Genomic DNA, 22,334 nt, shown 5'->3' with positions numbered 1-22,334 from the left:
GGAGGACATTCTGCAAGGTAATGAAGACTGAAACAAAACAGCCCCGCTATTTGGCGGGGCTGTTATTTTGGTGGTATTTGCTGCGGTTAACCGGCCAAGCTGCGATAGATGGCGGGCAAGGCCGAGGGCAGTTTGGAAATCCTGTTGACGACGGCGTAGCCATTCTTGCCAAAGATCGCCGGAATGTAGGACTGGGCTTGCCTGTCCACCGTCACACCAAACACGTTGACGCCGGAGCGCCTTGCCTCGGTGATGGCCCGGCGGCTATCTTCGATGGCAAACCGGCCTTCATAGTGGTCAACGTCGTTGGGTTTGCCGTCGGTCAGCAGCAACAGCAACTTGCGTCTGTCAGGGCGCTTGCGCAACTCCGCAGCCGCATGGCGAACCGCAGGGCCAATACGGGTGTAATAGCCAGGTTTCAGTGCGGAAATGCGTCGCTCCACCTTGTCGCCCATTGGCTCGTCAAAATCTTTTACCGTTTCCACCCGCACCCATGAGCGACGACGGGAGGTGAATGTCAGAATGGAGTGGCTGTCGCCGCAGGCGGACAGTCCGTTTGCCAACACCAGCAGGGCTTCTTTCTCGACATCCAGGACGCGGCGGTTATCAAACCACGCATCAGTGGATAACGACACATCGACAAGAAGGGTGACTGCAAGATCATGAGCCTGCGGTCTGCTCATCATGTGAATGCGATCACTGCCTTGACCGCCGGCAGCCATGTCGCTTCGCACACGGACTACGGCATCCAAATCAAGATCGTTTCCGTCGATCTGGGCTTTGAGCATTTCATGGCGCGGACGCAGAACCTCGAATTGTCGTTTGACACGGCGGATCAAGCTCTTGGTTTGTTCATCGGCTTCTGGCGGTATTTCCGAACCGGCGGCCGCCGAGGCAAGCACGCGGCAATGGTTGGGTAGATAGGTGCCGCTGCGATAATCCCATTCCGGATAGGTCAGATCTGCCGTCAACGTGGTGCGATCCAGTGCTTCCGGTGGAAGGTCAAGATCGAAACGGAAGCGGGCGGATGGTCTGCCCTTGCGTTCGCCAAGCGTCATCTCGTCGAGTTCATCGGCGGCGGTGGCGTCATTATCATCACTATCGTCGCCGGGGCGATCGACATTGACCATTTCGGCCATGGCCAGGATCTTTTCGAACCTATTGAGAATGAAAGGGCTGCGTTCGGTCTGGCGATTTTCCGCCTTTTCTCTGACCGCAATGTGCCGGGCGGTGGGTGCGCCTTGGGGCTGAGCACCGCTGGCGGGCTGGTCTTCATTGTCGCGCGGTTCGGAGGCTTCGCGCAGCAGCGTATCGGGCCAAAGGGGAACCGGCAGCATCGGCAGATAACCAGGCGGTGCCTTGTATGGGAACTGGAACGGCGCGACCGGTGCATGGTGTTCGGCACCATTTGCCAGCATCGCCAGAATACGGTTTTCAACCTGCTGCTCGACCTTGGGAAGTGATCTTTTCTGGCGCACGGCAAGGATGGCAGCACACAGGCGACGATAGCGGTTTTTCATGCCTGGAAAGGCTTCCATGACATTGTCGGCCAACTTTGATGCCCGATCAAGCCGGGTGAGATCGTTCAGCAGCAAATCATCTGATGGCAACTGGTCGAGTGGCAGGCAAGCCATCGCCGCTGCAAGCCAGACATAGAGGTCACGGTTAAGTCCTTCGTCCGGGAACAGGTCGATGACTGGAGGCAACATCAACGTGGCGTGGTCACGGCCCGGCTGGGCCAACTTTTCCTCACCAAGTCCCATGCGTTGGCGCAAACGCAAGCGGTGGGTGGACGTGCGGGCACGGGCCGGCGCGATCTGCACCGCCCTTTCACCGCCGAAGCCGCGAAAGCACACAGCCAACACCGTTTGCACATCGTCCAGTTTGACGGCATGTTCAGGAAAACGCAGCCATGTTGCCGTTCCGCCAATCAGGCGATGCCATGCACGGCCAACGGTTTCTTCCAGTTCCAGAAAATCCAGCATCGAACTATCCTTGCCGCATCGGTGCGAAATCCCGTTTCGAATTTCGCAAATGGCGATGCGTAGCTTCAGTGTGTCGGAGGGCCTTTTGCGCCGTTGAAGACGCAAAGTGCCTTAGCGGATCATTGCGTCCGCGATCTCGAAAAGGGCTGCCTTTACATCCTGCTCGTCGGTCAGCGGTTCGATCATGGCAGCGCGGACGGCGTCACGATTGCTCATGCCGGCATCGATCAGGCTTGCGCAATAAACGACGAGGCGGGTTGAGACACCTTCTTCAAGGTCATGGCCTTTCAGGGTGCGCAGACGCTGCGCCAGATTAACCAGCGGTTCGATGTCGGATTCATCAAGACCACTTTCCTTCGAAACAACTGCTATTTCCTGGTCCTTCGGCAGGAAGTCGAATTCAATGGCGACAAACCGCTGCCGGGTGCTGGGTTTCAGGCTTTTCAGCAGGTTCTGGTAGCCGGGGTTATAGGACACTACCAGCATGAAGCCGGGAGGTGCGTCGAGCACTTCGCCGGTGCGTTCCAGCGGCAGAATACGCCGGTCATCCGTCAGCGGGTGAAGCACGACGGCGACATCCTTGCGGGCTTCAACAATTTCGTCGAGGTAGCAAACGCCGCCTTGACGAACCGCTCTGGTTAGCGGGCCATCCATCCAGACCGTATCGCCACCTTTCAGCAGATAACGGCCGGTCAGATCGGCGGCAGCCAGATCGTCATGGCATGAGACGGTGGAGAGCGGCAGTCCGAGCTTGGCGGCCATATGGCTGACAAAGCGGGTTTTGCCGCAACCGGTTGGACCTTTCAGAAGCAGCGGCAGTTGCCGGGTCCATGCTCTTTCAAACAGCTGGCACTCATTGCCGGACGGGCTGTAGAAAGGAATTTCCGTGGTGGTCTTTGGTCCGTCCCTGAAGATCGTGTTCATGTTTTTCTCTCCATGAGATTCTGAAAAAGGGAAGCGCCGGCCCCTGGGGTTTAAGGGCCGGCGCGTTTCTCATTCGGCAGGCTGCACTGCACGGGTGACGTCACTCCGTCGTTCCTTGCCGGGCACCAGGACTGCCCAGGTGAACATGAGAGCCGAAATGAGAACTCCAGCGCCCGTCGCCAGGCGTATCCAGTAGAACAGCGACAGCTGTTCCTGCACGTCCATGTAATTGTCGCCGAGCACGCGCTGCAGGTGCACCTGGACAACACCAGCAAAGGTCAGGGCAAAGGTCATCAGGAACATGGCGGTGCACATGATCCAGCAGCTGGCCATTGACAGCATCTGGTTATACGGTGCGCGCTTGCGCATTTCCGGCATGGCATAGGCCATCATGGCGAGGTTCAGCATCACATAGGCACCAAAGAAGGCGAGGTGACCGTGCGCGGCGGTGATCTGCGTGCCGTGGGTGTAGTAGTTGACCCATGACAGCGTGTTGAGGAAACCCCAGACGCCAGCCCCGAAAAATGCCATGACCGAGCAACCGATCGACCACAACAGGGCGGCGCGGTTGTCGTGCTTGCGTCCGGCCTTCCAGGTCATCACGAAAGTAAAGATAACCATGGTGAAGAACGGTGCGACTTCCAGCGTCGAGAACAGTGAACCGATCCACTGCCAGTATCCGGGAGCGCCGATCCAGTAGAAGTGGTGGCCGGTGCCGAGAATACCTGAGAACAGTGCCAGGCCGACGATGACATAGAGCCACTTCTCAACCACTTCACGGTCAATGCCGTTGAGCTTGATCATCAGGAAGGCCAGGATCGAGGCCATGATCAGTTCCCACACACCTTCGACCCAGAGATGGATGACGTACCACCAGTACATCTTGTCGAGTGCCAGGTTGACCGGGTTGTAGAAGGCAAACAGGAAGAAGATCGCCAAACCCCAAAGGCCAAATAGCAGGATGTTGATGACGGTGGTCTTGCGGCCTTTCAAAGCTGTCATGGTGATGTTGAACAGGAACATCAGCACGACGATCACAATGCCGACCTTGATGGCAAAGGGCTGTTCCAGGAACTCGCGTCCTTCATGGATGCGGAACAGGTAACCGACCACGGCAACAGCGGCGGCGACGAGGAACAGCCAGAACTGGATGATCGCCAGTTTCGGACTGTACAGCTCGGTTTCCGTCTCTTCCGGCAGCAGGTAATAAGTCGAGCCCATGAAACCCATCAACAGCCAGACAACAAGGGCGTTGGTGTGGATCATGCGGACGATGTTAAAGGGTAAAAGCTCGGACAGCGTGTTGGGCAGCACGTAGATTGTCGCTGCAAACACACCGAATATGACCTGCGCAATGAACAGGCCAATGGCGCCATAGAAGTAAAGCATGGCGACTTTTTGCGTCTGGTATTTCATGTCTTCTCTCCTTGCCTCACATCTCACCCGGCATCATTCGGTGGCCAGTTCTGGGTCTTGATGCGACTTGCCCACTCAAGGAAGTCGACAAGGTCATCAAGTTCCTGATCGGTCAGGTTGAACTGGGGCATCTGACGTCTGCCTTCGATGCCGGTCGGCTGTGCGGCCATCCATCCTTTGATGGAATCGCGTGCGGACTCCTTGTCCTCAACGCCGCCGTAACGCTTCCAGACATTGCCAAGCTCTGGTGCGAAATAGGCACCTTCGCCGAGCAGAGTGTGACAGTTGATGCAGGAGTTTTTCTCCCAGACATGTTTGCCGCGGGCGACACTTGCCGTCAGCGTGCTTTCATCCGTAGAAACGGTGCGCATATAATAATGGCTGTGGGCGGTAAGCCCGACGAATATCGCAAAGAAGAATATGGAGCCGCCATAAAAGACGTTGCGCGCTCCTGTCTTGGTCAGGCGTTCTGCCATGCCATGGTCCTTTCCATTCCGGGGAACCGCCAGCGCGGACCGGCTTGATCGAACCCTTTTCCGGGGTGTTTGGCTGTTGGGCGGCGCACTGCGGTAGGGCTGGGACCTTTCTAGAGGCTGGGGCAGAACCGTCTTTGCCATTTGGCAAACAACAGGCACGCTATCGGCCCCAGGTTGCTTTCAAAGATGATAGACGCCCTGCAGAACAGCGCGCAGCAGCGCTGCTGCAGCAAAAAGCACCGGCCATGCCAGCAGGGCATTACGCAAAAAACCCGGCTCGCCGCCAAGGCCCAGAAACTCATCGATAATGCGTCGGGATTTTAACAGCGCAAACAGCAGAACCAGGCACGCCGCAGCAAGTGCAGGCATGTAACCGGCCTGTCTTGCCGTCACCACGGCCATGCCGGCCAGCACCAGAATGCTAAGAATGACAAAGGTTTTGCGCAGTTGTGAAGATGTACGATCAAGCATGGATCTACACCAGATAGATAACGGGGAAAATGACGATCCAGACAAGATCGATGATGTGCCAGATGGTCGTGACGAGCGTGACGTTTTCATCTTTCGGTTTCACGGCAACGATCAGCAGCAGCCCTGCAACAAAGATGACGTGGAAAAGATGAAAGCCGGTGAGCATGAAATACAGCTCGTAAAAAGCGCCGTAGGCCGCATCTGATGCAAAGGCGATTTCGGTGCTGTATTCGTAGAGCTTCAATGCGGTGAAGACGAAACCCAGCAGGGCCGCCAAAATCAGCGCCCGTCTTCTCAGCTGCGCCGAGCTATTGCGCCGGGCGGCAATCGCCGCCTGCCAACCGCTACCAAGCAATACCAGCGTATTGAAGCCGGCAATTTGCGGCTGCAAATGGCCTCTTGCTGCGATAAATCCTTCTTCGTTCAGAGCAAAGGCGATCAGAAATGCCGCCAGCAATGCCCCAAATACAATCAACTCACTCCATACCAGAATCCACATCAGCAGATTGCCGTTATCCTCGTCTTTTGCCGCCATGACCTCATCCATATTTGCCGAATAGCAAGTCAGAGATAGGCGGGTGCACCATGTGCTTCTTTGCTGCCGATCAAAGAACGCCGTCAGTAAACGCTTATGGTCATGACAAAGCGCAATTACCATTTGATGGAGCATAAGCATGAACGACGCTCAGGTCGGACTCATTGTCGCAACGCCTATTATTATCGGCTTTTCTATCCTTCTTTACCGAATGGGGGTGTTACAAGGACCGGGCACCATTTCGGCCGTGCTGGCCTCTGCTGCCATAGCAACAGTGCTGTTTCTAGGGCAGTAAGAGAACAAGCGAGGATCCTGCCATGATAGAACTTTTAGCCGCATTGGCATTGTTCGTTGCCCTGCATTCCATCCCTGCCATGCCATCGGTGCGCGGCAAGCTGGTTGCAGCCATGGGCAGGCCCGCATATTTCGGTGTCTATTCTCTGGTGTCGCTGGCCGCCCTTGGCTGGGTTTTCCATGCGGCCCTGATGGTGGACTATATTCCCCTGTGGGACACCGCGCCCTGGCAAGCGCATGTGACATTTCTTGCTGCGCCACTTGGGGTGTTTTTTGTTCTTGCCGGCCTGTGCAGCGTCAACCCGCTGTCCATCTCGGTGCGGCAGGGAGAGAAGGCCGGGGCGATCGTCACCATTACCCGGCATCCGGTTTTATGGGGTTTTCTGTTCTGGTCAGCAGGGCATCTCGTTCCCAATGGTGACCTGCGGTCGCTGATCCTGTTTGGCGGTTTTGCCCTGTTTTCGCTCGGCGGAATTCCAATGATTGAAAAACGCGCCCGCAAGAGACTGGGATCTGGCTGGGGTGAGGCGACAGCCCGTACCTCATCCATTCCTTTTGCAGCTTTGTTGTCCGGCAAGGTGCGGCCAGCCTTTGATGCACCATTGCTGGTTGCTGCCGCTTTGACGGGACTTATCACTTGGTGGTTGCTGGCTGGCGGTCACGCCGCACTCTTCGGTGCCGACCCGATGCTTTACATGTAATCGCAAGACGTCAGGAGGCCGCAATCACATGCGGCTCCCATGCTTTTGCCTGTGGCGACGCCGATAGGCCAAGCTGGTCGATTGCGCGGGCGGCAAGTTGATCGACAATATCAGCCACACTTTCCGGAAGATGGTAAAATGCAGGCACGGGCGGCATGATCATAGCGCCCATTTCGGTGGCCGCACACATGTTGCGCAAATGGCCTAGGTGCAGCGGTGTTTCCCGTGCCATCAAAATCAGTTTGCGGCGCTCTTTCAAATGCACATCTGCTGTCCTGACAATCAAATTGTCGGAAAAGCCATGGGCGATTGCCGCCAGTGTCCGCATGGAGCAGGGGGCAACAATCATGCCTGCCGTGTGGAAGGAACCGCTGGCGATAGCAGCGCCAATATCGGTGACCGGATGGTTGAAATGCGCCAGCGCCGAAATTCGCTCTACGGCGGCCGCACCGACTTCATGCAGCAAGGTCTGGCGGGCAGAGGGCGAGATGACCAGATGGGTTTCTACGTCCCGCATGTCTGCAAGACGCTCAATGATGCGCACGGCAATGGCGGCGCCGGATGCACCGGTAATGCCAACAACGAGCCGGGATATGGTCATGGTTTTTCTCCCAATCCGAGCTCACTCCACATGGCGTCGACTTTGGCAATCACATCTGGCGTCATCGACAGCACGCGGCCCCATTCCCGCTCTGTTTCACCGGGCAGTTTGCGGGTGGCATCCAGTCCCATCTTGCCGCCAAGACCGGCCTTGGGAGAGGCGAAATCGAGATAATCAATCGGTGTGTTGTCGATGATCGTCACATCGCGTGAGGCGTCAAAACGCGTGGAAAGTGCCCAGATGACATCCTCCCATTTGCGAACATTGATATCCGGGTCCACAGCGACGATCAGTTTGACGTAATTGAACTGCGGCAGCATGGACCATAGGCCCATCATGATGCGCTTGGCCTGACCGGGATATCGTTTGTCTATGGAAACGACCATGACGCGGTAGGAACAGGCTTCCGGCGGCATCCACAGATCTACGATCTCGGCAAACTGTCGTTTGACCAGTGGCAGGAAGATTTCCAGCATCGCCTCACCCAGAACCGAGGGTTCATCCGGCGGCCGGCCGGTATAGGTGGAGAGGTAGACCGGTTTTTGCCGCATGGTGATGGCAGACAGGGTCATGACGTGGAAGGGCTCAACCGAATTGTAATATCCGGTGTGGTCGCCATAGGGACCTTCCGCCGCCGTTTCTTTTGCCGAGACGGTTCCCTCCAGAATGATTTCCGCATTGGCGGGGACGGGCATCGGCACCGTCACTGCCTGTGCGATACGGCTTCGCATTCCGCGCAGCAGGCCTGAAAAACCAAGCTCGCTCATATGTTCCGGCAGTGGCATGACGGCCGCCAGAATAAGGGCGGGATCCGCGCCGATCGCAATGGTAACCGGCATATCCTCTCCGCGATTTTGCCACATGCGGTGATGTCGTGCGCCACCACGGTGGGCAAGCCAGCGCATGATCAGCCTGTTGGGTCCGAGCACCTGCATACGGTAAATCCCGACATTGATATCGCTTGGATCATCCGGTGATCTGGTTATGACAAGCGGCCAGGTTATCAGTGGCGCAGGTTCTCCCGGCCAGCCCCATTGCACGGGTAATTTTCCGAGGTCGACCTCCTCACCCTGAAGCACAATGTCTTGCACCGGTGCGCGCGATACCTGTTTCAGGCGCATGGAAAAGGCCGCCTGCAACATCGGCAGTTTGCTCCATGCATCCTTGATGGAGTGTGGAGGGCGTGGCTCGCGCAGTTCGGCAAACCGCTCCGCCAGGGCTTTCAGGCCGCCGGTCTCAACCCCCATGCCCCATTCTATCCGTTGCTGCGTGCCGAACAGATTGGCCAGAAGCGGTATGTCATGCACCTTGCCGTCTGCGGCCACCGGCTTTTCAAACAGCAGGGCAGGCCCACCATTTTGCAACACCCGGCGGTGAATTTCCGTGACCTCATGCACCAGCGACACGGGCTGTTCAATGCGCTTCAACTCGCCACGTTGTTCTAGCATGGCAAGGAAGCCGCGCAGATCGCCGGCGCGGGTTGGCGTGGTTTTTTTATCCGTCATGTGTTCTGTCTGGCGATTGCAAATCCTTCTGTCTTTGCGCTCGGTCAAACGGATTTGCGTCCGGTGCGGTTAGTTTGCCGCACACTGGTCCATAGAGTTAGAGACGCCCATGATGACTTTCCCCACCGCTCTTGCGAAACCGATGCGCTATCTGCCGCTGCCGATTGTGCAGCGCATGACCGCGCTGATGCTGACGCAAATCATGAAGCAACATCCCGATCTGTTTGGTCGCCTGGCGGAACATCGCAACAAACATTATGCGTTTCTGCCAAACGATCTGCCATTTGCTTTTGTGGTTCATCCGGCACGTTCGTCAATCATCGTCAGCCGTAAAAGCCGTTCCTTGAAAGCGGACGCTTCGGTCACGGGACCGCTATTCATGCTGCTTGCCCTGATGGAGGGACGGCAAGACGCGGACGCACTGTTCTTCTCGCGTGATCTGACGGTTACCGGAGACATGGAGGCCATGCTGGCGCTCAGAAATGCGTTGGATGACAGCGGTGTCGATCTGCCACACGATCTGGGCAGCATTGCCGGGCCGCTTGGTCCGTGGGTGACCAAGGCTGCAAGCAACCTGCGTGGGCGCATCCCGTCTGAAGGCGGGGGTGCGGCATGGAACTGATCTGTCCTGCAGGAACGCCAGCCGCCTTTCGTGAGGCCGTCGATGCGGGGGCTGATGCCGTGTATTGCGGTTTCCGTGACGAGACCAATGCCCGCAATTTTCCGGGCCTGAATTTTTCGCGTGAAGAACTGGCGGACGCGATTGTCTATGCCCGCAAACATGGCACACAGACCTTCGTGGCGCTCAACACCTTCATGCGGGCAGGCAGCGAGGAGATCTGGTACCGCGCCGCGGCCGATGCCGTTAGGGCCGGCGCCGATGCGCTTATTCTTGCCGATTTCGGTTTGATGGCCCACGTGGCGGAAACCTTCCCCGAGCAACGTATCCATGTGTCGGTACAAGCCTCCGCTTCCAATGCGGATGCCGTGAACTTCCTCGTCGATGCATTTGGGGCAAAACGAGTTGTGCTGCCACGAACCTTGACCATTCCGGATATTGCCCGTTTGGCACGGCAGATCCGCTGCGAAATTGAGATCTTTGTATTTGGCGGTCTGTGCGTCATGGCGGAAGGACGCTGTTCGCTCTCGTCCTATGCCACGGGAAAGTCGCCGAACATGAATGGCGTCTGTTCTCCGGCCAGCCATGTGCGTTACCGGCAGGACGGCAAGGACCTGGTGTCGGAGCTTGGCGACTACACCATCAACCGTTTTCCGGATGGTGAGGCGGCGGGTTACCCGACCCTGTGCAAGGGCCGTTTCGATGTGGCCGATGACAAGGGGTACGCCTTTGAAGACCCGGTGTCACTTGATGTGATGGATCAGATTGACGCCCTGCGCGATGCCGGCGTCAGCGCGCTGAAAATCGAAGGCAGACAACGCGGCAAGGCCTATGTGGCGGAGGTTGTGTCCACCCTTCGCAAGGCACTGGATGCCGGCGCCGATGAACGCGGCAAACTTCTGTCGCGGCTCAGGCTTTTGAGTGAAGGCCAGCGCACCACGTCGGGCGCATACGAAAAACGCTGGAGATAATGGCATGTCACAAATAGCAACGCTGACACTTGGGCCCGTTCTCTATTTGTGGGAAGGGGAAAAGTGGCGTGATTTTTATTTCCGCATCGCTGATGAGGCACCGGTCACCCAGGTCTTTCTTGGTGAAACCGTCTGTTCCAAGCGCTTCCACTTTACCGAACCGCATCTGGCCGAGGTTATCGAACGGCTGGAAAATGCCGGCAAACAGATTGTTCTGTCGACCCTTGCCTTGGTGACGCTGGAGCGCGAAAGCCGCCATGTTCGTGGCCTGATCGCCGACAGCCCTTACCCTGTGGAAGCAAACGACCTGTCGGCCTTGGGCATGTTGCGCGGCACGCCGCATGTCATTGGTCCAATGGTCAATGTGTATAATGCTGCAACGGCGCGGCTGCTGGCCTCGCGTGGCGCCACCACGATCTGTCTGCCGCCGGAGTTGCCGGTGGAATCGGTCAATCGCATTGTTGCTGACACGCCTGATGTTGAGTTTGAGGTATTTGCATTCGGCCGCATGCCGCTCGCCATTTCGGCGCGCTGTGCCCATGCCCGCTCCAAGGGCAACATCAAGGATAATTGCCAGTTCGTCTGCAAGGATGATCCGGATGGTCTGGCGGTCAAGACGCTTGATCAGCAGTCGTTTCTGGCGCTGAACGGTGTGCAGACGGTGTCACATACTTGCCAGTCGTTGCTGGGGGAATTGCATGATTTGGCGCAGGCGGGTGTTTCCCGTTTCCGTCTCTCGCCGCAGGACTGTGACATGGTGGCGGTTGCCAAGATTTATGATGATGTGCTGGCCGGTCGGTGCGATGCCGACGATGGCATCGAACAGATGCAGCGCATCTATCCCGGCGTACCGCTTTCCAACGGTTTCCATCACGGACGCGAGGGTGCCGCATGGGTTGCCCGCGCTCGCAACACGGCGCATGGAACAAACCTCTGATGATCGATATGCAAAACCCGGTTGAAAAAATGCAGCCGAGAACCCTGAACGTGAGCGACATTCCCGACGCCATTCATCTGGTGCGCAGTGTGATCATGAAAAGTGCACTGGACTGTGAGTGTCGCGACAAGGTGGATGCGGCCCTGCAGCAGCTCGAGGCGTTTGAACAGCAGCGCAATCAGGCGAAACTATTGGCGATGGCGCGTGAGGAGCGCCGCAAGATCGGTATCCTCCTGGATATGCTGGGGGATTTTGCCGAGGATGACGAGATGGACAGCGGCATTATCGAAGCGGCTAGCCTGCTGTTTGCAGACATTGCTGCTGCCGCGCAGGAGGGCTCCCGAATTCTCAAGGAAATAACCTCTCCAGAAACATGCATTTAATTGTCATGTTTTCTCTGTTCTTTGTTCTAGAGCAAAGAGCGGGTACTTGCAAAATGTCATCTCCGGGACAGTAAAGTCTATCAAGGGATGAATGGCGTATGCGCTTGTTGGGGACTGGGTTATTTACGGTAACGGCATTGCTCGCCGCCGGGGTTTCGAGTGTTGCGTTGGCACAATCGGCAGCGCCCGGCTCTACGACAGTTCTGGACACGATCACGGTTGAAGGCAAAACATTGTCGGGCGTGGAGCAGGCGCGCAGACGTCTAAAGGCCGTTCCGGGCGGGGTTTCCTCTATTCAGCCGCAGGCGGATGCCGGTCCAGCCGTGCCGACATTGGCCCAAGCGCTGTCTTCGGCTCCCGGCGTTGTTGTTCAACGGTTCTTCGGTGGCAATGACCAGCCGCGTATCCAGATCCGCGGCTCCGGTTTGCAGCAAAACCCGGTTGAACGCGGAATTCTGGTGCTGAAAGATGGCCTGCCAATCAACCGCGCCGATGGCTCTTATATTGTCGGCCTGGCCAATCCGGGGCAGGCCAGTCTTATTGAAGTCTACCGTGGTTACACGGCAAACCGCCTGGGTGCGAGTGTGCTGGGTGGGGCGATCAATTTCGCTTCGCCGGTCGAAAAGGGCACGACCATTTCCGCCGGCGGTGGCAGCTTTGGGCAGGCCGATGTTTCCGCAAGAACCGGTTTTGACGGCGAACGTTTCGCAGCCGGATTTTATGCCGATGTCAGCCGCCGTAACGGTTTCCGCGATTATAATGATTCCCGTCGGGTTAATGTCGGCGGCGTGGTGGAAGCCGAGCTTTCCGACATTGTGAAAACCCGTATCTTTGCCAGCTATACAGATCTTGGTTTTGACGTGGCTGGACCGCTGAACAAGACCGCGATGGAGGCCAATCCGCAACAGGTTTCACTAGGCCCACCCACCAGTCAGGGCCCCAATGTCATCCGCGACAAACCGCGTCGTGAAGCCAGCCAGTTCCTGATCGGCTCTCGTACATCAATCGAGCTGGAAGAACATCTTTTCGATATCGGTCTCGGTTACACCTACACCAAGGACATGTTCCGCTTTCCGGTGTCGAGTGGCGTAAGACGCACCGAAGGTGGCGATGTGACCGGCCTGTTGCGTTACGCCTATCAGCCGGATGCTTCTGCCCTGTTGCCGCTGTTTGAAACATCCGTGCAGTACACGGTTGGCTCGTCGGACCGCACCTACAATATCAATCGCGCCGGTGGTGATGGACCGGCTTTCTCCAGCAATGATCTCGATGCTTCGACGTTATCGTTGAATGCCGGATTGAACATCCCGCTATCCGATACGGTGACGCTGTCGCCTTCCTTGTCCTACACCTATGCAACGCGTGACAGTGAAGATCTTTGGACGGCAGCAACGCGGCCACGTCTGACCTATGGTGCCGTTGGTGGTGTCCTGTCGAATGTGGCCGCTGTCGATACCAGCTATGAGCGCAACTACAGCGGTTGGTCACCGGCCATTGCTGCAAGCTGGCGGCCAGATGAAAACAACATGCTGTTTGCCGCGTTGAGCCGCAGCTTTGAACCACCGACCCATGATGATCTTCTCGGCACCACCGGCGGCACACCAAACGCCTCGCCGACAGGCTTTTCGACACCTGATCTCCACGCGCAAACCGCAACAACGGTGGAGATGGGTTGGCGCGGTGAACGTGGCCTGTGGACCTTCGATGCGACGGCCTATTATTCCTGGGTCGACAATGAGCTGTTGAGCCTGCGCGATAGCAGCGGTTCCTTGCTGGCGGCCTTCAATGCCGACAACACGACCCATGCCGGTCTTGAATTTGGTGTGTCCGGCGAAATCATCGACGGGTTGACGGCACGCATGGCCTATGTGCTGCAGGACTTCCGGTTCCATGATGATCCGGTGCGTGGCAACAACCGACTGGCCGGCGCACCGCGCCATGTCGTCAATCTGGCCTTGCAATATGCGCTGAGTGAGCAGTGGGACATCGGTGCAGCCTTGCAGTGGGTGCCCTCCAAAACCCCGGTCGATAACATGAATACGGTGTTTGCCGATCCTTACGTCGTTGTCGATGTGAAGAGCGAATATCGCATCAACGACACGCTGTCGGTCTACGGCGCAGTCACCAATGTCTTCGACAAGACCTATGCCTCCTCCACGCTCATTCTTGATCAGGCAAGCGCCGGTCAAGCGGTTTACCTGCCGGGTGATGGACGTGCGTTTTATGCCGGCATCAAGGCACGTTTCTAACAAAAGGACGGGATCATGACTTTGTTTACACGCCGCCAAACCCTTTCGGCGCTGTCAGCCTTTACGGTCGCCGGTCTCGTCGCACCCTCGCTGCTTAGGGCTGAGGCACCGCTGACCTTTTATGGCCCACCGGCGGCACCATCGGCCGTGCTTGCCCATGCGGTTAAGGGTGGCCTCCTGAACGAGGTTGCGCCGGGGGCGATCTTCAAGGCGTGGAAAACACCGGATGAAATGCGGGCCGCCGTTGCTTCCGGCTCGATGGGGGCGGTCGTCATGCCAAGTTACGGCGCGGCCAATCTTCACAATCGCGGGCTAGGCATTGGGTTCCTGAACGTGCTGACCACCGGCCTTCTCTACATCGTGTCGAAAGACGAAACGCTGACGTCATTGGAAAGCCTGAAAGGCAAGACAGTTGCCTTGCCGTTCAAGAACGACATGCCCGACTTCGTGCTGGCCCGACTGATCGCAGAACAGGGCATCAAGCCAGGGGAAATCGCACTTGAATATGCTGCTTCCCCACCGGAAGCCGTGCAACTGCTGTTGACGGGCAGGGTTGATGCCGCGCTGCTCAGCGAACCCGCGGCGACCGCCGTGTTGATCAAGGCCAAATCCTTCTTCATGACCGTGCATCGCACCATTGATGTTCAGAAGGAATGGGCCAGGGTGTCCGGCAAAGCTGAAATTCCACAGGCCGGTTTGGCGCTGACATCGGAGTTTCAGCAGAAACTTGGCAAGGCCGGCATCGCGGTATTACAGACGGGTATCGAGACGGCGTTGGCAAGTGCCATTGCCAATCCGCAGACCGCCGCAGAGGCCGCTGCCGATGCGCTGGGCTTCCCGGCTGACATTATCGCTGCTTCCTTCCCGACCAGCCACCTGTCGGCATTGAAAGCGAGTGCGGCGCGGGCTGATCTCGAGGCCTTCTATGATGAGCTTGCCAAGGCTAACCCCGCCATTATCGGCGGTAAAAAGCCGGATGACAACTTCTATCTGGTGTGAATGACATGAACCGTATTCTCGAAGGTTTCGGCTGGACTGGGCGCTATCTCTGGGCGGGGTGGGCCGGACTTTCGGGAATATTCTGTTTTCTCGCTGCCTGGCAGGCCGGGCATGAAATCTACGGCTCGTTCATTCTGCCGTCGCCGGGAGAGACGTTTTCTGCGATTGCGCAACTGGCAGCCCGACCTGATTTCTTCGACATTCTGTCGCAAAGCGCGGTGCGTGCGCTTGCCGGTTTTGTGATCGCGGCTGGCATCGGCACGACAGCTGGACTGCTGGCAGGTTATTCCTTTGCGGCCATGCGATTGATGAAGCCGGTGGTGACGGTGATGCTGGGCGTGCCGCCGATCGGCTGGATCGTGCTTGCGCTGATCTGGTTTGGGTCATCCGGCGGCACGGCTGTCATGACCGTGGTAATTGCCTCCGCTCCGGTGTCCTTTGCCGGTGCACTGGAAGGGGTAGCCAAACGTGACCGGCAGCTTGAGGTCATGGCACAGGCTTTTGGGGCGTCGTGGTTTTATCGCCTCCGCACCGTCACTCTTCCCCATGTGCTGTCGTACCTGTTTCCCGCCTGGACCACGACGGCTGGCAGCGCATGGAAGGTCACCGTCATGGCAGAGCTTCTTTCCAATTCCGGAGGCATTGGCGGCGAACTGGCAACCGCTCGGGCCCTGTTCGACATTCCGCAGGTAACGGCGTGGCTGGCGATCACCGTAACGCTGGCACTGCTGACCGATTACGGATTGCTGCATCTGCTGCGCGAAGCGGTGGAGCGGTGGCGGGCCGCCGGGCTGCCATGGGGTGTGAGACGATGAATGACACTGTTGCCCTGCATTTTGAGCGTGTTGGTCACGCCTTTCTAGGACGGACCCTGTTTGAGGATTTCGATCTGGATGTCGCAAAGGGTGAAACCGTTGCTTTGCTCGGCCCTTCCGGTAGTGGCAAGACGACCATCCTGCAAATTGCCGCCGGCATTATCGAACCGGTAAAGGGCCGTCTGCAAAGAGGTTATCACCGGCAAGGGCTGGTGTTTCAAGAGCCGCGGCTTTTGCCATGGATGACATTGATCGACAATATTGCCTATGGTCTTGCGGCCGAGGGCATGTCGAAACGCGAACGCCGGCAGATTGCCAGTGCCTTTGCGCTGGAAGTCGGGTTGGAAGAAACCGATTTTACAAAATACCCGGTTGAGCTTTCCGGCGGCATGCGTCAACGCGCCGGAGTGGCACGGGCGCTTTCCGTAGATCCGGATATGCTGTTTCTCGATGAGCCGTTCAGTGCCGTGGATGTCGGCTTGCGACGCCATTTGCAGGATTTGTTGATTGCGGCAGCGACCAGACGCGGTTTCGCCACCCTGCTGGTGACGCATGATCTTTATGAGGCGCTGCGGGTGGCGAACCGGCTGATTGTGCTTTCCGGGTTTGATGGTCGGGTGCTTGCCAATTATCTGCCTGACGGGCAGCCGGGGCAGCGTCAGGAACGGATGATCTTTGAAGAGGCAGACCGACTGTCGCGTGATCCGGCATTCGGTGAGTTGTTTTCGGCACGGGAGCGGCGCCGATGAAACGGCATCTGATCCTGTCCGAAGCGTTGCGGTTGTTCTTTCCGCTTGCAGCCCTGCATGGCGCCCTCTGGCCCTTCTTATGGGTGCTGGTGGGCGGTTATGACCTGCCATTTGCTCACGATATAACCCCGTCGCAATGGCATGCGCATGAGATGATTTTTGGCACCTATGGCATGGCCTTGGCCGGATTTCTGGTGGCCGCCGTGCCAGAATGGACCGATACCAAAACCAGCACCGGCAATACGCTGCTCTGTCTTGCCGCACTTTGGTTGCCCGCCCGGATTATCGGTGCTTTGGGAGCTGATGCTTTAAGCCTGCTCGCAGGTGTGTTTGATCTTGCATTTCTGGTTGGCATCGCCGCTATCATTGGCAGGGCGATGCTGGAGAGGCGCACGACAAAACATCTGGCATTTCTGGCTTGGCTGCTTTTGTTTGCCGGGGCTGAGGCCGGTGTTCGTTATGCCTGGCAGGTTGGCGATGTTGAACTGGCATCTCGTATGCTGGAAGCCGCCCTTTGCATTTTCATCGTGTTGTTTTCCTTGTCGGCCTCGCGCATCAATGTCGTTGTCATCAATCTGGCGCTTGATCCCACGGGCGAAAGCTCGCCTTACCGGCCGCATCCCGGACGCAGACACATGGCGGGTGCCATGGTCACGCTCTATCTGGTGGCAAAACTCGCCTTCCCAGACGGTGACGTGTCTGCATGGCTTGCTCTTGCTGCCGGCGCTGCATTTTTCGACCGGCTGGCTGAATGGTTTGTCGGCCGCGCTGCGTTCAAAACCGAGGTTCTACTGCTGGCTTGTGGCAATGCGTTTGCGGGCATCGGTTTTCTGGCGATTGGGGCAACCCGTCTTGGTTTTAACCTATCGCCCGCTGCCGGTCTGCATATGTTGTCGCTGGGCGCGCTCGGCTGCGCTGTCATGGCGGTGTTTATCATCGCCGGCCTTCGTCATACGGGGCGCAACCTCGACCGTTTGCCATGGCAGGCGCATGTTTCTGCTGGTCTGATGATCCTTGCCGCACTGGTTCGGGTGCTTCCCGAGTTTGATGCACTATCCGCCATAGCGCCCTATCATCATGGTCTGAGTGCTGCCTTGTGGGCGCTGAGTTTTGGCGTGTGGTTGCATGGCTTCATGCCATTCATGCTGCGACCGGGTGTCGATGATCAGGGGGCTTGCGGCTGATCTGAGGGTCTTACACCTCTGTGTTCGCCCCTGAGTTCACTGCCCGTTGTGTAGGCATGGCAAATTGATGCTGCCGATTTTTGTGCCTTGAACCTAAAATCAATCCCAAGCGTGGACCCGTGTTCGGGCATTTTTCGCTGCAATTACAATCCCGTTTTTATTTGGCATGCTTGTTGCTTCGTTTTGAAGGCGTCCAACGGCGGGCGCTTATAGCAAAGCTGCTGATCTGAAACTGACGTTCCTCAAGGAACGGCAATTTTCGATCTGCAGCTTTTTTGTTTTTGGGATTTTCAAAAGACCGGAAGGTCTTGTTCGAACCGGGTGATGTGTATGCAGGTTTTGCCATGACAGATACCAGAACGGTCAAAGGTTCCTGTCCCTATTGTGGTGTCGGCTGCGGTATCGTGATGCAGGTCAGGGATAACCGCGTGGTCAAGGTTTCCGGCGATAAGACCCACCCGGCAAATTTTGGCCGGCTTTGCACGAAGGGCAATAGCTGTGCGCAGGTTATCGCGGATCCGGGCCGGATGGATAAGGCACATATGCGCCATGAACGCGATCAGGACCAGGTTCCAGTTCCCGTTGAAAAGGCGATCAAGGAAACCGCGCAGAGGCTGAAGGCGATTATCGAACGGCACGGGCCGGATGCGGTTTCACTTTACGTGTCCGGGCAGATGTCGCTGGAGGCGCAATATCTGTCCAACAAGCTGGCCAAGGGATTTATCCGCACCAAACATATCGAATCCAACTCGCGCCTTTGCATGGCCAGTGCTGGCAGTGGCTACAAACTGTCACTCGGCTCTGATGGACCGCCCGGTTCTTACGAGGATTTCGACAAGGCCGACCTGTTTTTTGTGATCGGCGCCAATATGGCTGATTGTCATCCGATCCTGTTCTTGCGGATGATGGACCGCGTCAAACAGGGTGCCCGTCTTATCGTGGTTGATCCGCGCCGTAATGGCACGGCGGTCAAGGCGAACCTGTTTCTACAAATTCGGCCGGGAACCGATCTGGCGCTGCTCAACGGTCTTCTGCATCTGATTGTCAAAAACGGCCATACAGACAGCGGCTTTATCGCCGAGTTTACTGAGGGCTGGCAGCAAATGCCTGCTTTTCTGGCCGATTACACGCCTGAAAAAGTCTCTGACATTACCGGGCTTGCAGTCACAGATATTCTGCAGGCTGCTGACATGATGGGTACGGCGCGGGAGTTGATGAGCTGCTGGACCATGGGGCTGAATCAAAGCACACATGGCACCTGGAACACCAATGCGATCTGCAATCTGCACCTTGCCATGGGCAAGATCTGTCGGCCCGGGAGCGGACCTTTCTCGCTGACCGGCCAGCCCAATGCCATGGGTGGGCGTGAAATGGGCTACATGGGTCCGGGATTACCGGGCCAGCGTTCCGCACTTGTTGAAGCAGACCGAAGCTTCATCGAAGATCTCTGGAACGTTCCGCGTGGAAGCCTGCGAGCGGAAGCGGGTGGTGGAACGGTTTCGATGTTTCAGGAGATGGCGGACGGGCTGATCAAGGCCTGCTGGATCATCTGCACCAACCCGGTTGCCAGCGTTGCTAACCGCGACAATGTCCTGAAGGGTTTGAAGGCAGCTGAGCTTGTGGTGGTGCAAGACGCATTTCTCGACACCGAAACCAATATCTACGCCGATATTCTCCTGCCCGGCGCGTTATGGGCCGAAGGCGACAGCGTTTTGGTCAATTCGGAGCGCAACATCACGCTGACACCAAAGGCGGTTGAGCCACCGGGCGACGCGATGCCTGACTGGTTGCTGATTTCCCGCGTTGCGCAAGAAATGGGATATGCCGAGGCATTCAGCTACACCTCTTCAGCGGAGGTTTTTGAAGAGATCAAACAGGCCTGGAACCCGAAAACCGGCTACGACATTCGTGGGGCAAGCCATGAACGGTTAAGCCGCGGTCCATTGCAGTGGCCGGTGGCATCGACAGAAAGCGCGTCCCGCAATCCGATCCGCTACCTTAATGACAGCCAGAGCCAACCCCTCAATATGGACAATGCTGGAGCACCACGGCTGGTGTTTGCCACGGCCAGCGGTAAGGCTGCTTTTTTCCCACGGCCGCATATGGATCCTGCTGAAATGCCGGGGGCGGAGCGACCCTTTGTCCTGAATACCGGCCGCTTGCAGCACCAGTGGCACACGATGACCAAGACCGGCAAGATCGCTACGCTGAACAAGCTCAACCCCGGTCCGTTTGTCGAGATCCATCCTGAGGATGCTGCCGAATTCGGCATTGAAGACAAGGACAGGGTGGAAATCAGAAGCGCACGCGGACGGGCTATTCTACCGGCTGTGGTCTCCGACCGCGTTTTGCCCGGTAATTGTTTCGCGCCATTTCACTGGAACGATGTGTTTGGCGATGATCTCGCCATCAATGCTGTGACCAGTGATGCGGTTGATCCGATCTCCCTTCAACCCGAATTCAAATTTACGGCCGTTTCAATTCGCCTCAGCGAAAAAGCCAACAAGCCCGCATCCGCAAAGGAGACCTTCGCCGTGAACGCCATTGCAGATCCAGCCACCGCCTTTTCTCTTTCTCCCGTGTCGGAAATTGCCGCTTTCAGCAGGATGACCGGTGTCAGTCTGGCGCCTGCACCGGTGTTGACCACTCCCGAGCAGACCTATCTGCAAGGCTTTATAACTGGCCTAAATGCGGCAGCTACTTTGGGTACTATTGAAACACCGGTTCTGCCTGACAATGCACCCTTTGTGCAGGAACGTCGGCTGTTAATCGATGGCATGCTGGCGGGGCTTTTTTCACGCAGTCGCCTTAGACAGACTGACACGGTGCCGCTGGCGCCGTTTCTTGTGCCGACGGACGATGTGGAAGGTGCAGGTCAAAGCATTGTTATTGCCTGGGCATCGCAGACCGGCAATGCGGAAACCGCAGCGAGTGCCTTTGCCAAACAACTGGCCGCACAGGGGAAACATCACCGGCTTGTTGCCTTGGAAGACCTGTCAGTTGAGGATATGGCGAATAGCGGCATCTGCCTGTTTTTCGTCAGCACCTTTGGTGATGGTGATCCGCCCGATGGAGGCGAGGCGTTCTGGACGATGTTGAATGCGGAGAACGCCCCGCGACTGGAGAGGCTTCACTATTCTGTCTGTGCATTTGGCGACAGCAATTACGACCAGTTCTGCGGTTTTGGCCGTAAGCTGGACCAGCGGCTGGCGACACTTGGGGCGCAGCGCCTGACTGAGCGGATGGATTGCGAGCCGGATTATCAGGACGTCATTGTCGAGTGGGAAACACGTGTCCACGAACAACTGCAGCCAAAAAAGGAGGCGGCAGTTGCCTCAGACTCATCATCGGTCGGTTTCGTTGAGACCGCGAAGTCGGATGCCAAACCGGCTTTTACGCGCAAAGCTCCCTACACGTCTCGGCTTCTGGTCAATCGATGCCTGACGAAAGAGGGCGGGGCAAAGGACGTTCGCCAGTTTGTATTTGATCTTGGCCAAAGCGGTATGGTCTATGAGGCCGGGGATGCGCTGGGCGTGTGGCCTAGTAACTGCCCGATGTTGGCGGAAGAAATTCTGACCTCACTTCACCTGAAGGCCGATAGCCCTGTGACGCTTGATGGTCTGGGCGAAATGCCGGTTTTCGAGGCGCTTCAACGCCATCTCGAGATCGGCAATGCAAGTGCTGATTTTGCAAAGTCGTGGGCGGCACTGTCCGGTAACAAAGCCCTGACCGACATTCTGGCTGGTGGGAAGGAGCAGGTGGCGAACTGGCTGTGGGGCCGGCAGATTGCCGATGTGGTGGCTTTTGCGCCTTGTTCCCTTGGTGCTCAGGATCTGGTTGGCAATCTCAAACGGCTTCAGCCGCGGCTTTATTCGATTGCGTCCAGCCCGAAATCACATCCTCACGAAATTCATCTGACCGTCTCTGTTGTTCGCTATCTCAATGAAAGGATGAGCCGTTCAGGTACAGCCTCGGCATTTCTGGCAGATCGTGCCACGGACTGTCCGGTGCCGATTTTTGTGCAGCCTTCCGCGCATTTTCGTCCACCGCACAATTCAGATGCCCCCGTGATCATGGTGGGGCCTGGCACCGGCATTGCGCCGTTCCGGGGCTTTCTTCAGGACCGGCAAGCCACGGGCGCGAAAGGAAAAAACTGGCTGTTCTTCGGTGAGCAACGGCAGGCGACTGATTTTTATTATCGTGAGGAATTGGAGCAGTGGCAGAAAACCGGCCACCTCAACCGTCTTGATCTGGCATTTTCCCGCGATCAGGGCGCAAAAATCTACGTTCAGCACCGCATGCAAGAGCAGGGTGCCGCGCTGTTTTCCTGGTTGGAGGAGGGAGCGTATTTCTACATTTGTGGTGACGCAAGCCATATGGCGCGGGATTTGGATACCGCTCTTAGGGATATTGTTGCCAGGCATGGCAACATGGATCGTGATGCCGCCGAGGCATATGTGAAGCGGCTTTCATCCGAAAAACGTTACCTTAGGGATGTCTACTGAGCAGGCTGCTGTAGC

Annotated in this window: 20 protein-coding genes; 12 read left to right on the top strand and 8 right to left on the bottom strand. The window is 57.2% G+C overall.

From position 1 onward, the window contains the following. Positions 1–86: 86 nt before the first annotated feature. The 6 genes from PYL13_RS16430 to PYL13_RS16405 all read right to left on the bottom strand — a co-directional run bounded on the left by PYL13_RS16430 (position 87) and on the right by PYL13_RS16405 (position 5,807). Complete coding sequence (locus PYL13_RS16430) at positions 87–1,985, bottom strand: nitric oxide reductase activation protein NorD (protein ID WP_275642016.1); 1,899 nt, start codon at positions 1,983–1,985, stop codon at positions 87–89. 111 nt (positions 1,986–2,096) lie between these two features. Further along, positions 2,097–2,909 carry a CbbQ/NirQ/NorQ/GpvN family protein gene (locus PYL13_RS16425; protein WP_259141980.1) on the bottom strand — a complete coding sequence of 271 codons (813 nt, stop codon included), beginning with the start codon at positions 2,907–2,909 and terminating at the stop codon, positions 2,097–2,099. Between the two features lie 69 nt (positions 2,910–2,978). After that, a complete protein-coding gene (locus PYL13_RS16420) occupies positions 2,979–4,325 on the bottom strand; it encodes a cbb3-type cytochrome c oxidase subunit I (protein WP_259141992.1) in 1,347 nt (448 codons plus the stop codon). Positions 4,326–4,348: 23 nt separating this feature from the next. Next, positions 4,349–4,801, bottom strand: coding sequence for a c-type cytochrome (locus PYL13_RS16415; protein WP_192487921.1), 453 nt, complete (start codon positions 4,799–4,801; stop codon positions 4,349–4,351). Positions 4,802–4,981: 180 nt separating this feature from the next. Beyond that, complete coding sequence (locus PYL13_RS16410) at positions 4,982–5,272, bottom strand: cytochrome C oxidase subunit IV family protein (protein WP_275642015.1); 291 nt, start codon at positions 5,270–5,272, stop codon at positions 4,982–4,984. A gap of 4 nt (positions 5,273–5,276) precedes the next feature. Then, positions 5,277–5,807, bottom strand: a complete 531-nt coding sequence (locus PYL13_RS16405; RefSeq protein WP_250982356.1) for a cytochrome c oxidase subunit 3 — start codon at positions 5,805–5,807, stop codon at positions 5,277–5,279. Positions 5,808–5,946: 139 nt separating this feature from the next. Here PYL13_RS16405 and PYL13_RS16400 point away from each other — a divergent pair, with 139 nt between their 5' ends. Together PYL13_RS16400 and PYL13_RS16395 are read left to right on the top strand one after the other, a co-directional pair. Further along, on the top strand, positions 5,947–6,102 hold the full coding sequence (locus tag PYL13_RS16400; protein ID WP_192487924.1) for a hypothetical protein: 156 nt from the start codon (positions 5,947–5,949) through the stop codon (positions 6,100–6,102). A gap of 22 nt (positions 6,103–6,124) precedes the next feature. Continuing rightward, positions 6,125–6,802, top strand: coding sequence for an NnrU family protein (locus PYL13_RS16395; protein ID WP_275642014.1), 678 nt, complete (start codon positions 6,125–6,127; stop codon positions 6,800–6,802). A gap of 10 nt (positions 6,803–6,812) precedes the next feature. Here the strand turns inward: PYL13_RS16395 and PYL13_RS16390 are convergent, their stop codons facing one another. After that, a complete protein-coding gene (locus PYL13_RS16390) occupies positions 6,813–7,397 on the bottom strand; it encodes a UbiX family flavin prenyltransferase (RefSeq protein WP_368077689.1) in 585 nt (194 codons plus the stop codon). A 2-nt stretch (positions 7,398–7,399) separates the two neighbouring features. Beyond that, positions 7,400–8,908 carry a UbiD family decarboxylase gene (locus tag PYL13_RS16385; protein ID WP_275642012.1) on the bottom strand — a complete coding sequence of 503 codons (1,509 nt, stop codon included), beginning with the start codon at positions 8,906–8,908 and terminating at the stop codon, positions 7,400–7,402. A gap of 109 nt (positions 8,909–9,017) precedes the next feature. Here PYL13_RS16385 and ubiT point away from each other — a divergent pair, with 109 nt between their 5' ends. From ubiT to PYL13_RS16335, 10 genes are all read left to right on the top strand, one after another. Further along, positions 9,018–9,530, top strand: a complete 513-nt coding sequence (gene ubiT / locus PYL13_RS16380; RefSeq protein ID WP_275642011.1) for a ubiquinone anaerobic biosynthesis accessory factor UbiT — start codon at positions 9,018–9,020, stop codon at positions 9,528–9,530. Beyond that, the gene (gene ubiU / locus PYL13_RS16375; RefSeq protein ID WP_275642010.1) at positions 9,521–10,498 is read left to right on the top strand and encodes a ubiquinone anaerobic biosynthesis protein UbiU; all 978 of its coding nucleotides are present in this window, start codon (positions 9,521–9,523) and stop codon (positions 10,496–10,498) included. Before ubiT ends, ubiU begins: the two co-directional genes overlap by 10 nt. A gap of 4 nt (positions 10,499–10,502) precedes the next feature. Further along, positions 10,503–11,435, top strand: coding sequence for a ubiquinone anaerobic biosynthesis protein UbiV (gene ubiV / locus PYL13_RS16370; RefSeq protein WP_275642009.1), 933 nt, complete (start codon positions 10,503–10,505; stop codon positions 11,433–11,435). Further along, the gene (locus PYL13_RS16365) at positions 11,435–11,818 is read left to right on the top strand and encodes a hypothetical protein (RefSeq protein WP_275642008.1); all 384 of its coding nucleotides are present in this window, start codon (positions 11,435–11,437) and stop codon (positions 11,816–11,818) included. The genes ubiV and PYL13_RS16365 overlap by 1 nt, the downstream gene beginning before the upstream one ends. A gap of 98 nt (positions 11,819–11,916) precedes the next feature. Further along, positions 11,917–14,067 carry a TonB-dependent receptor family protein gene (locus tag PYL13_RS16360; RefSeq protein ID WP_303299115.1) on the top strand — a complete coding sequence of 717 codons (2,151 nt, stop codon included), beginning with the start codon at positions 11,917–11,919 and terminating at the stop codon, positions 14,065–14,067. Between the two features lie 15 nt (positions 14,068–14,082). Beyond that, positions 14,083–15,066 (top strand): ABC transporter substrate-binding protein, encoded by a 984-nt coding sequence (locus PYL13_RS16355; protein ID WP_275642006.1) that lies wholly within the window; start codon positions 14,083–14,085, stop codon positions 15,064–15,066. Positions 15,067–15,071: 5 nt separating this feature from the next. Continuing rightward, complete coding sequence (locus tag PYL13_RS16350; protein ID WP_275642005.1) at positions 15,072–15,881, top strand: ABC transporter permease; 810 nt, start codon at positions 15,072–15,074, stop codon at positions 15,879–15,881. Further along, the gene (locus PYL13_RS16345) at positions 15,878–16,630 is read left to right on the top strand and encodes an ABC transporter ATP-binding protein (protein WP_275642004.1); all 753 of its coding nucleotides are present in this window, start codon (positions 15,878–15,880) and stop codon (positions 16,628–16,630) included. Before PYL13_RS16350 ends, PYL13_RS16345 begins: the two co-directional genes overlap by 4 nt. Further along, the gene (locus PYL13_RS16340; protein ID WP_275642003.1) at positions 16,627–17,814 is read left to right on the top strand and encodes an NnrS family protein; all 1,188 of its coding nucleotides are present in this window, start codon (positions 16,627–16,629) and stop codon (positions 17,812–17,814) included. Before PYL13_RS16345 ends, PYL13_RS16340 begins: the two co-directional genes overlap by 4 nt. A 344-nt stretch (positions 17,815–18,158) precedes the next feature. Beyond that, positions 18,159–22,319 (top strand): bifunctional nitrate reductase/sulfite reductase flavoprotein subunit alpha, encoded by a 4,161-nt coding sequence (locus PYL13_RS16335; RefSeq protein WP_275642002.1) that lies wholly within the window; start codon positions 18,159–18,161, stop codon positions 22,317–22,319. Positions 22,320–22,334 lie beyond the last annotated feature (15 nt).

The organism is Agrobacterium sp. Azo12 (assembly GCF_029193765.2).
In the GTDB taxonomy this organism is placed as follows: Bacteria; Pseudomonadota; Alphaproteobacteria; order Rhizobiales; family Rhizobiaceae; genus Agrobacterium.
This window is presented reverse-complemented; position numbering and strand designations above follow the sequence as displayed.

Excerpts from the sequence above, each read along its gene's own strand:
- PYL13_RS16430 (WP_275642016.1), bottom strand. The coding sequence starts at position 1,985 with ATGCTGGATTTTCTGGAACTGGAAGAAACCGTTGGCCGTGCATGGCAT.
- PYL13_RS16425 (WP_259141980.1), bottom strand. The coding sequence starts at position 2,909 with ATGAACACGATCTTCAGGGACGGACCAAAGACCACCACGGAAATTCCT.
- PYL13_RS16420 (WP_259141992.1), bottom strand. The coding sequence starts at position 4,325 with ATGAAATACCAGACGCAAAAAGTCGCCATGCTTTACTTCTATGGCGCC.
- PYL13_RS16415 (WP_192487921.1), bottom strand. The coding sequence starts at position 4,801 with ATGGCAGAACGCCTGACCAAGACAGGAGCGCGCAACGTCTTTTATGGC.
- PYL13_RS16410 (WP_275642015.1), bottom strand. The coding sequence starts at position 5,272 with ATGCTTGATCGTACATCTTCACAACTGCGCAAAACCTTTGTCATTCTT.
- PYL13_RS16405 (WP_250982356.1), bottom strand. The coding sequence starts at position 5,807 with ATGGCGGCAAAAGACGAGGATAACGGCAATCTGCTGATGTGGATTCTG.
- PYL13_RS16400 (WP_192487924.1), top strand. The coding sequence starts at position 5,947 with ATGAACGACGCTCAGGTCGGACTCATTGTCGCAACGCCTATTATTATC.
- PYL13_RS16395 (WP_275642014.1), top strand. The coding sequence starts at position 6,125 with ATGATAGAACTTTTAGCCGCATTGGCATTGTTCGTTGCCCTGCATTCC.
- PYL13_RS16385 (WP_275642012.1), bottom strand. The coding sequence starts at position 8,908 with ATGACGGATAAAAAAACCACGCCAACCCGCGCCGGCGATCTGCGCGGC.
- ubiT (WP_275642011.1), top strand. The coding sequence starts at position 9,018 with ATGATGACTTTCCCCACCGCTCTTGCGAAACCGATGCGCTATCTGCCG.
- ubiU (WP_275642010.1), top strand. The coding sequence starts at position 9,521 with ATGGAACTGATCTGTCCTGCAGGAACGCCAGCCGCCTTTCGTGAGGCC.
- ubiV (WP_275642009.1), top strand. The coding sequence starts at position 10,503 with ATGTCACAAATAGCAACGCTGACACTTGGGCCCGTTCTCTATTTGTGG.
- PYL13_RS16365 (WP_275642008.1), top strand. The coding sequence starts at position 11,435 with ATGATCGATATGCAAAACCCGGTTGAAAAAATGCAGCCGAGAACCCTG.
- PYL13_RS16360 (WP_303299115.1), top strand. The coding sequence starts at position 11,917 with ATGCGCTTGTTGGGGACTGGGTTATTTACGGTAACGGCATTGCTCGCC.
- PYL13_RS16355 (WP_275642006.1), top strand. The coding sequence starts at position 14,083 with ATGACTTTGTTTACACGCCGCCAAACCCTTTCGGCGCTGTCAGCCTTT.
- PYL13_RS16350 (WP_275642005.1), top strand. The coding sequence starts at position 15,072 with ATGAACCGTATTCTCGAAGGTTTCGGCTGGACTGGGCGCTATCTCTGG.
- PYL13_RS16345 (WP_275642004.1), top strand. The coding sequence starts at position 15,878 with ATGAATGACACTGTTGCCCTGCATTTTGAGCGTGTTGGTCACGCCTTT.
- PYL13_RS16340 (WP_275642003.1), top strand. The coding sequence starts at position 16,627 with ATGAAACGGCATCTGATCCTGTCCGAAGCGTTGCGGTTGTTCTTTCCG.
- PYL13_RS16335 (WP_275642002.1), top strand. The coding sequence starts at position 18,159 with ATGACAGATACCAGAACGGTCAAAGGTTCCTGTCCCTATTGTGGTGTC.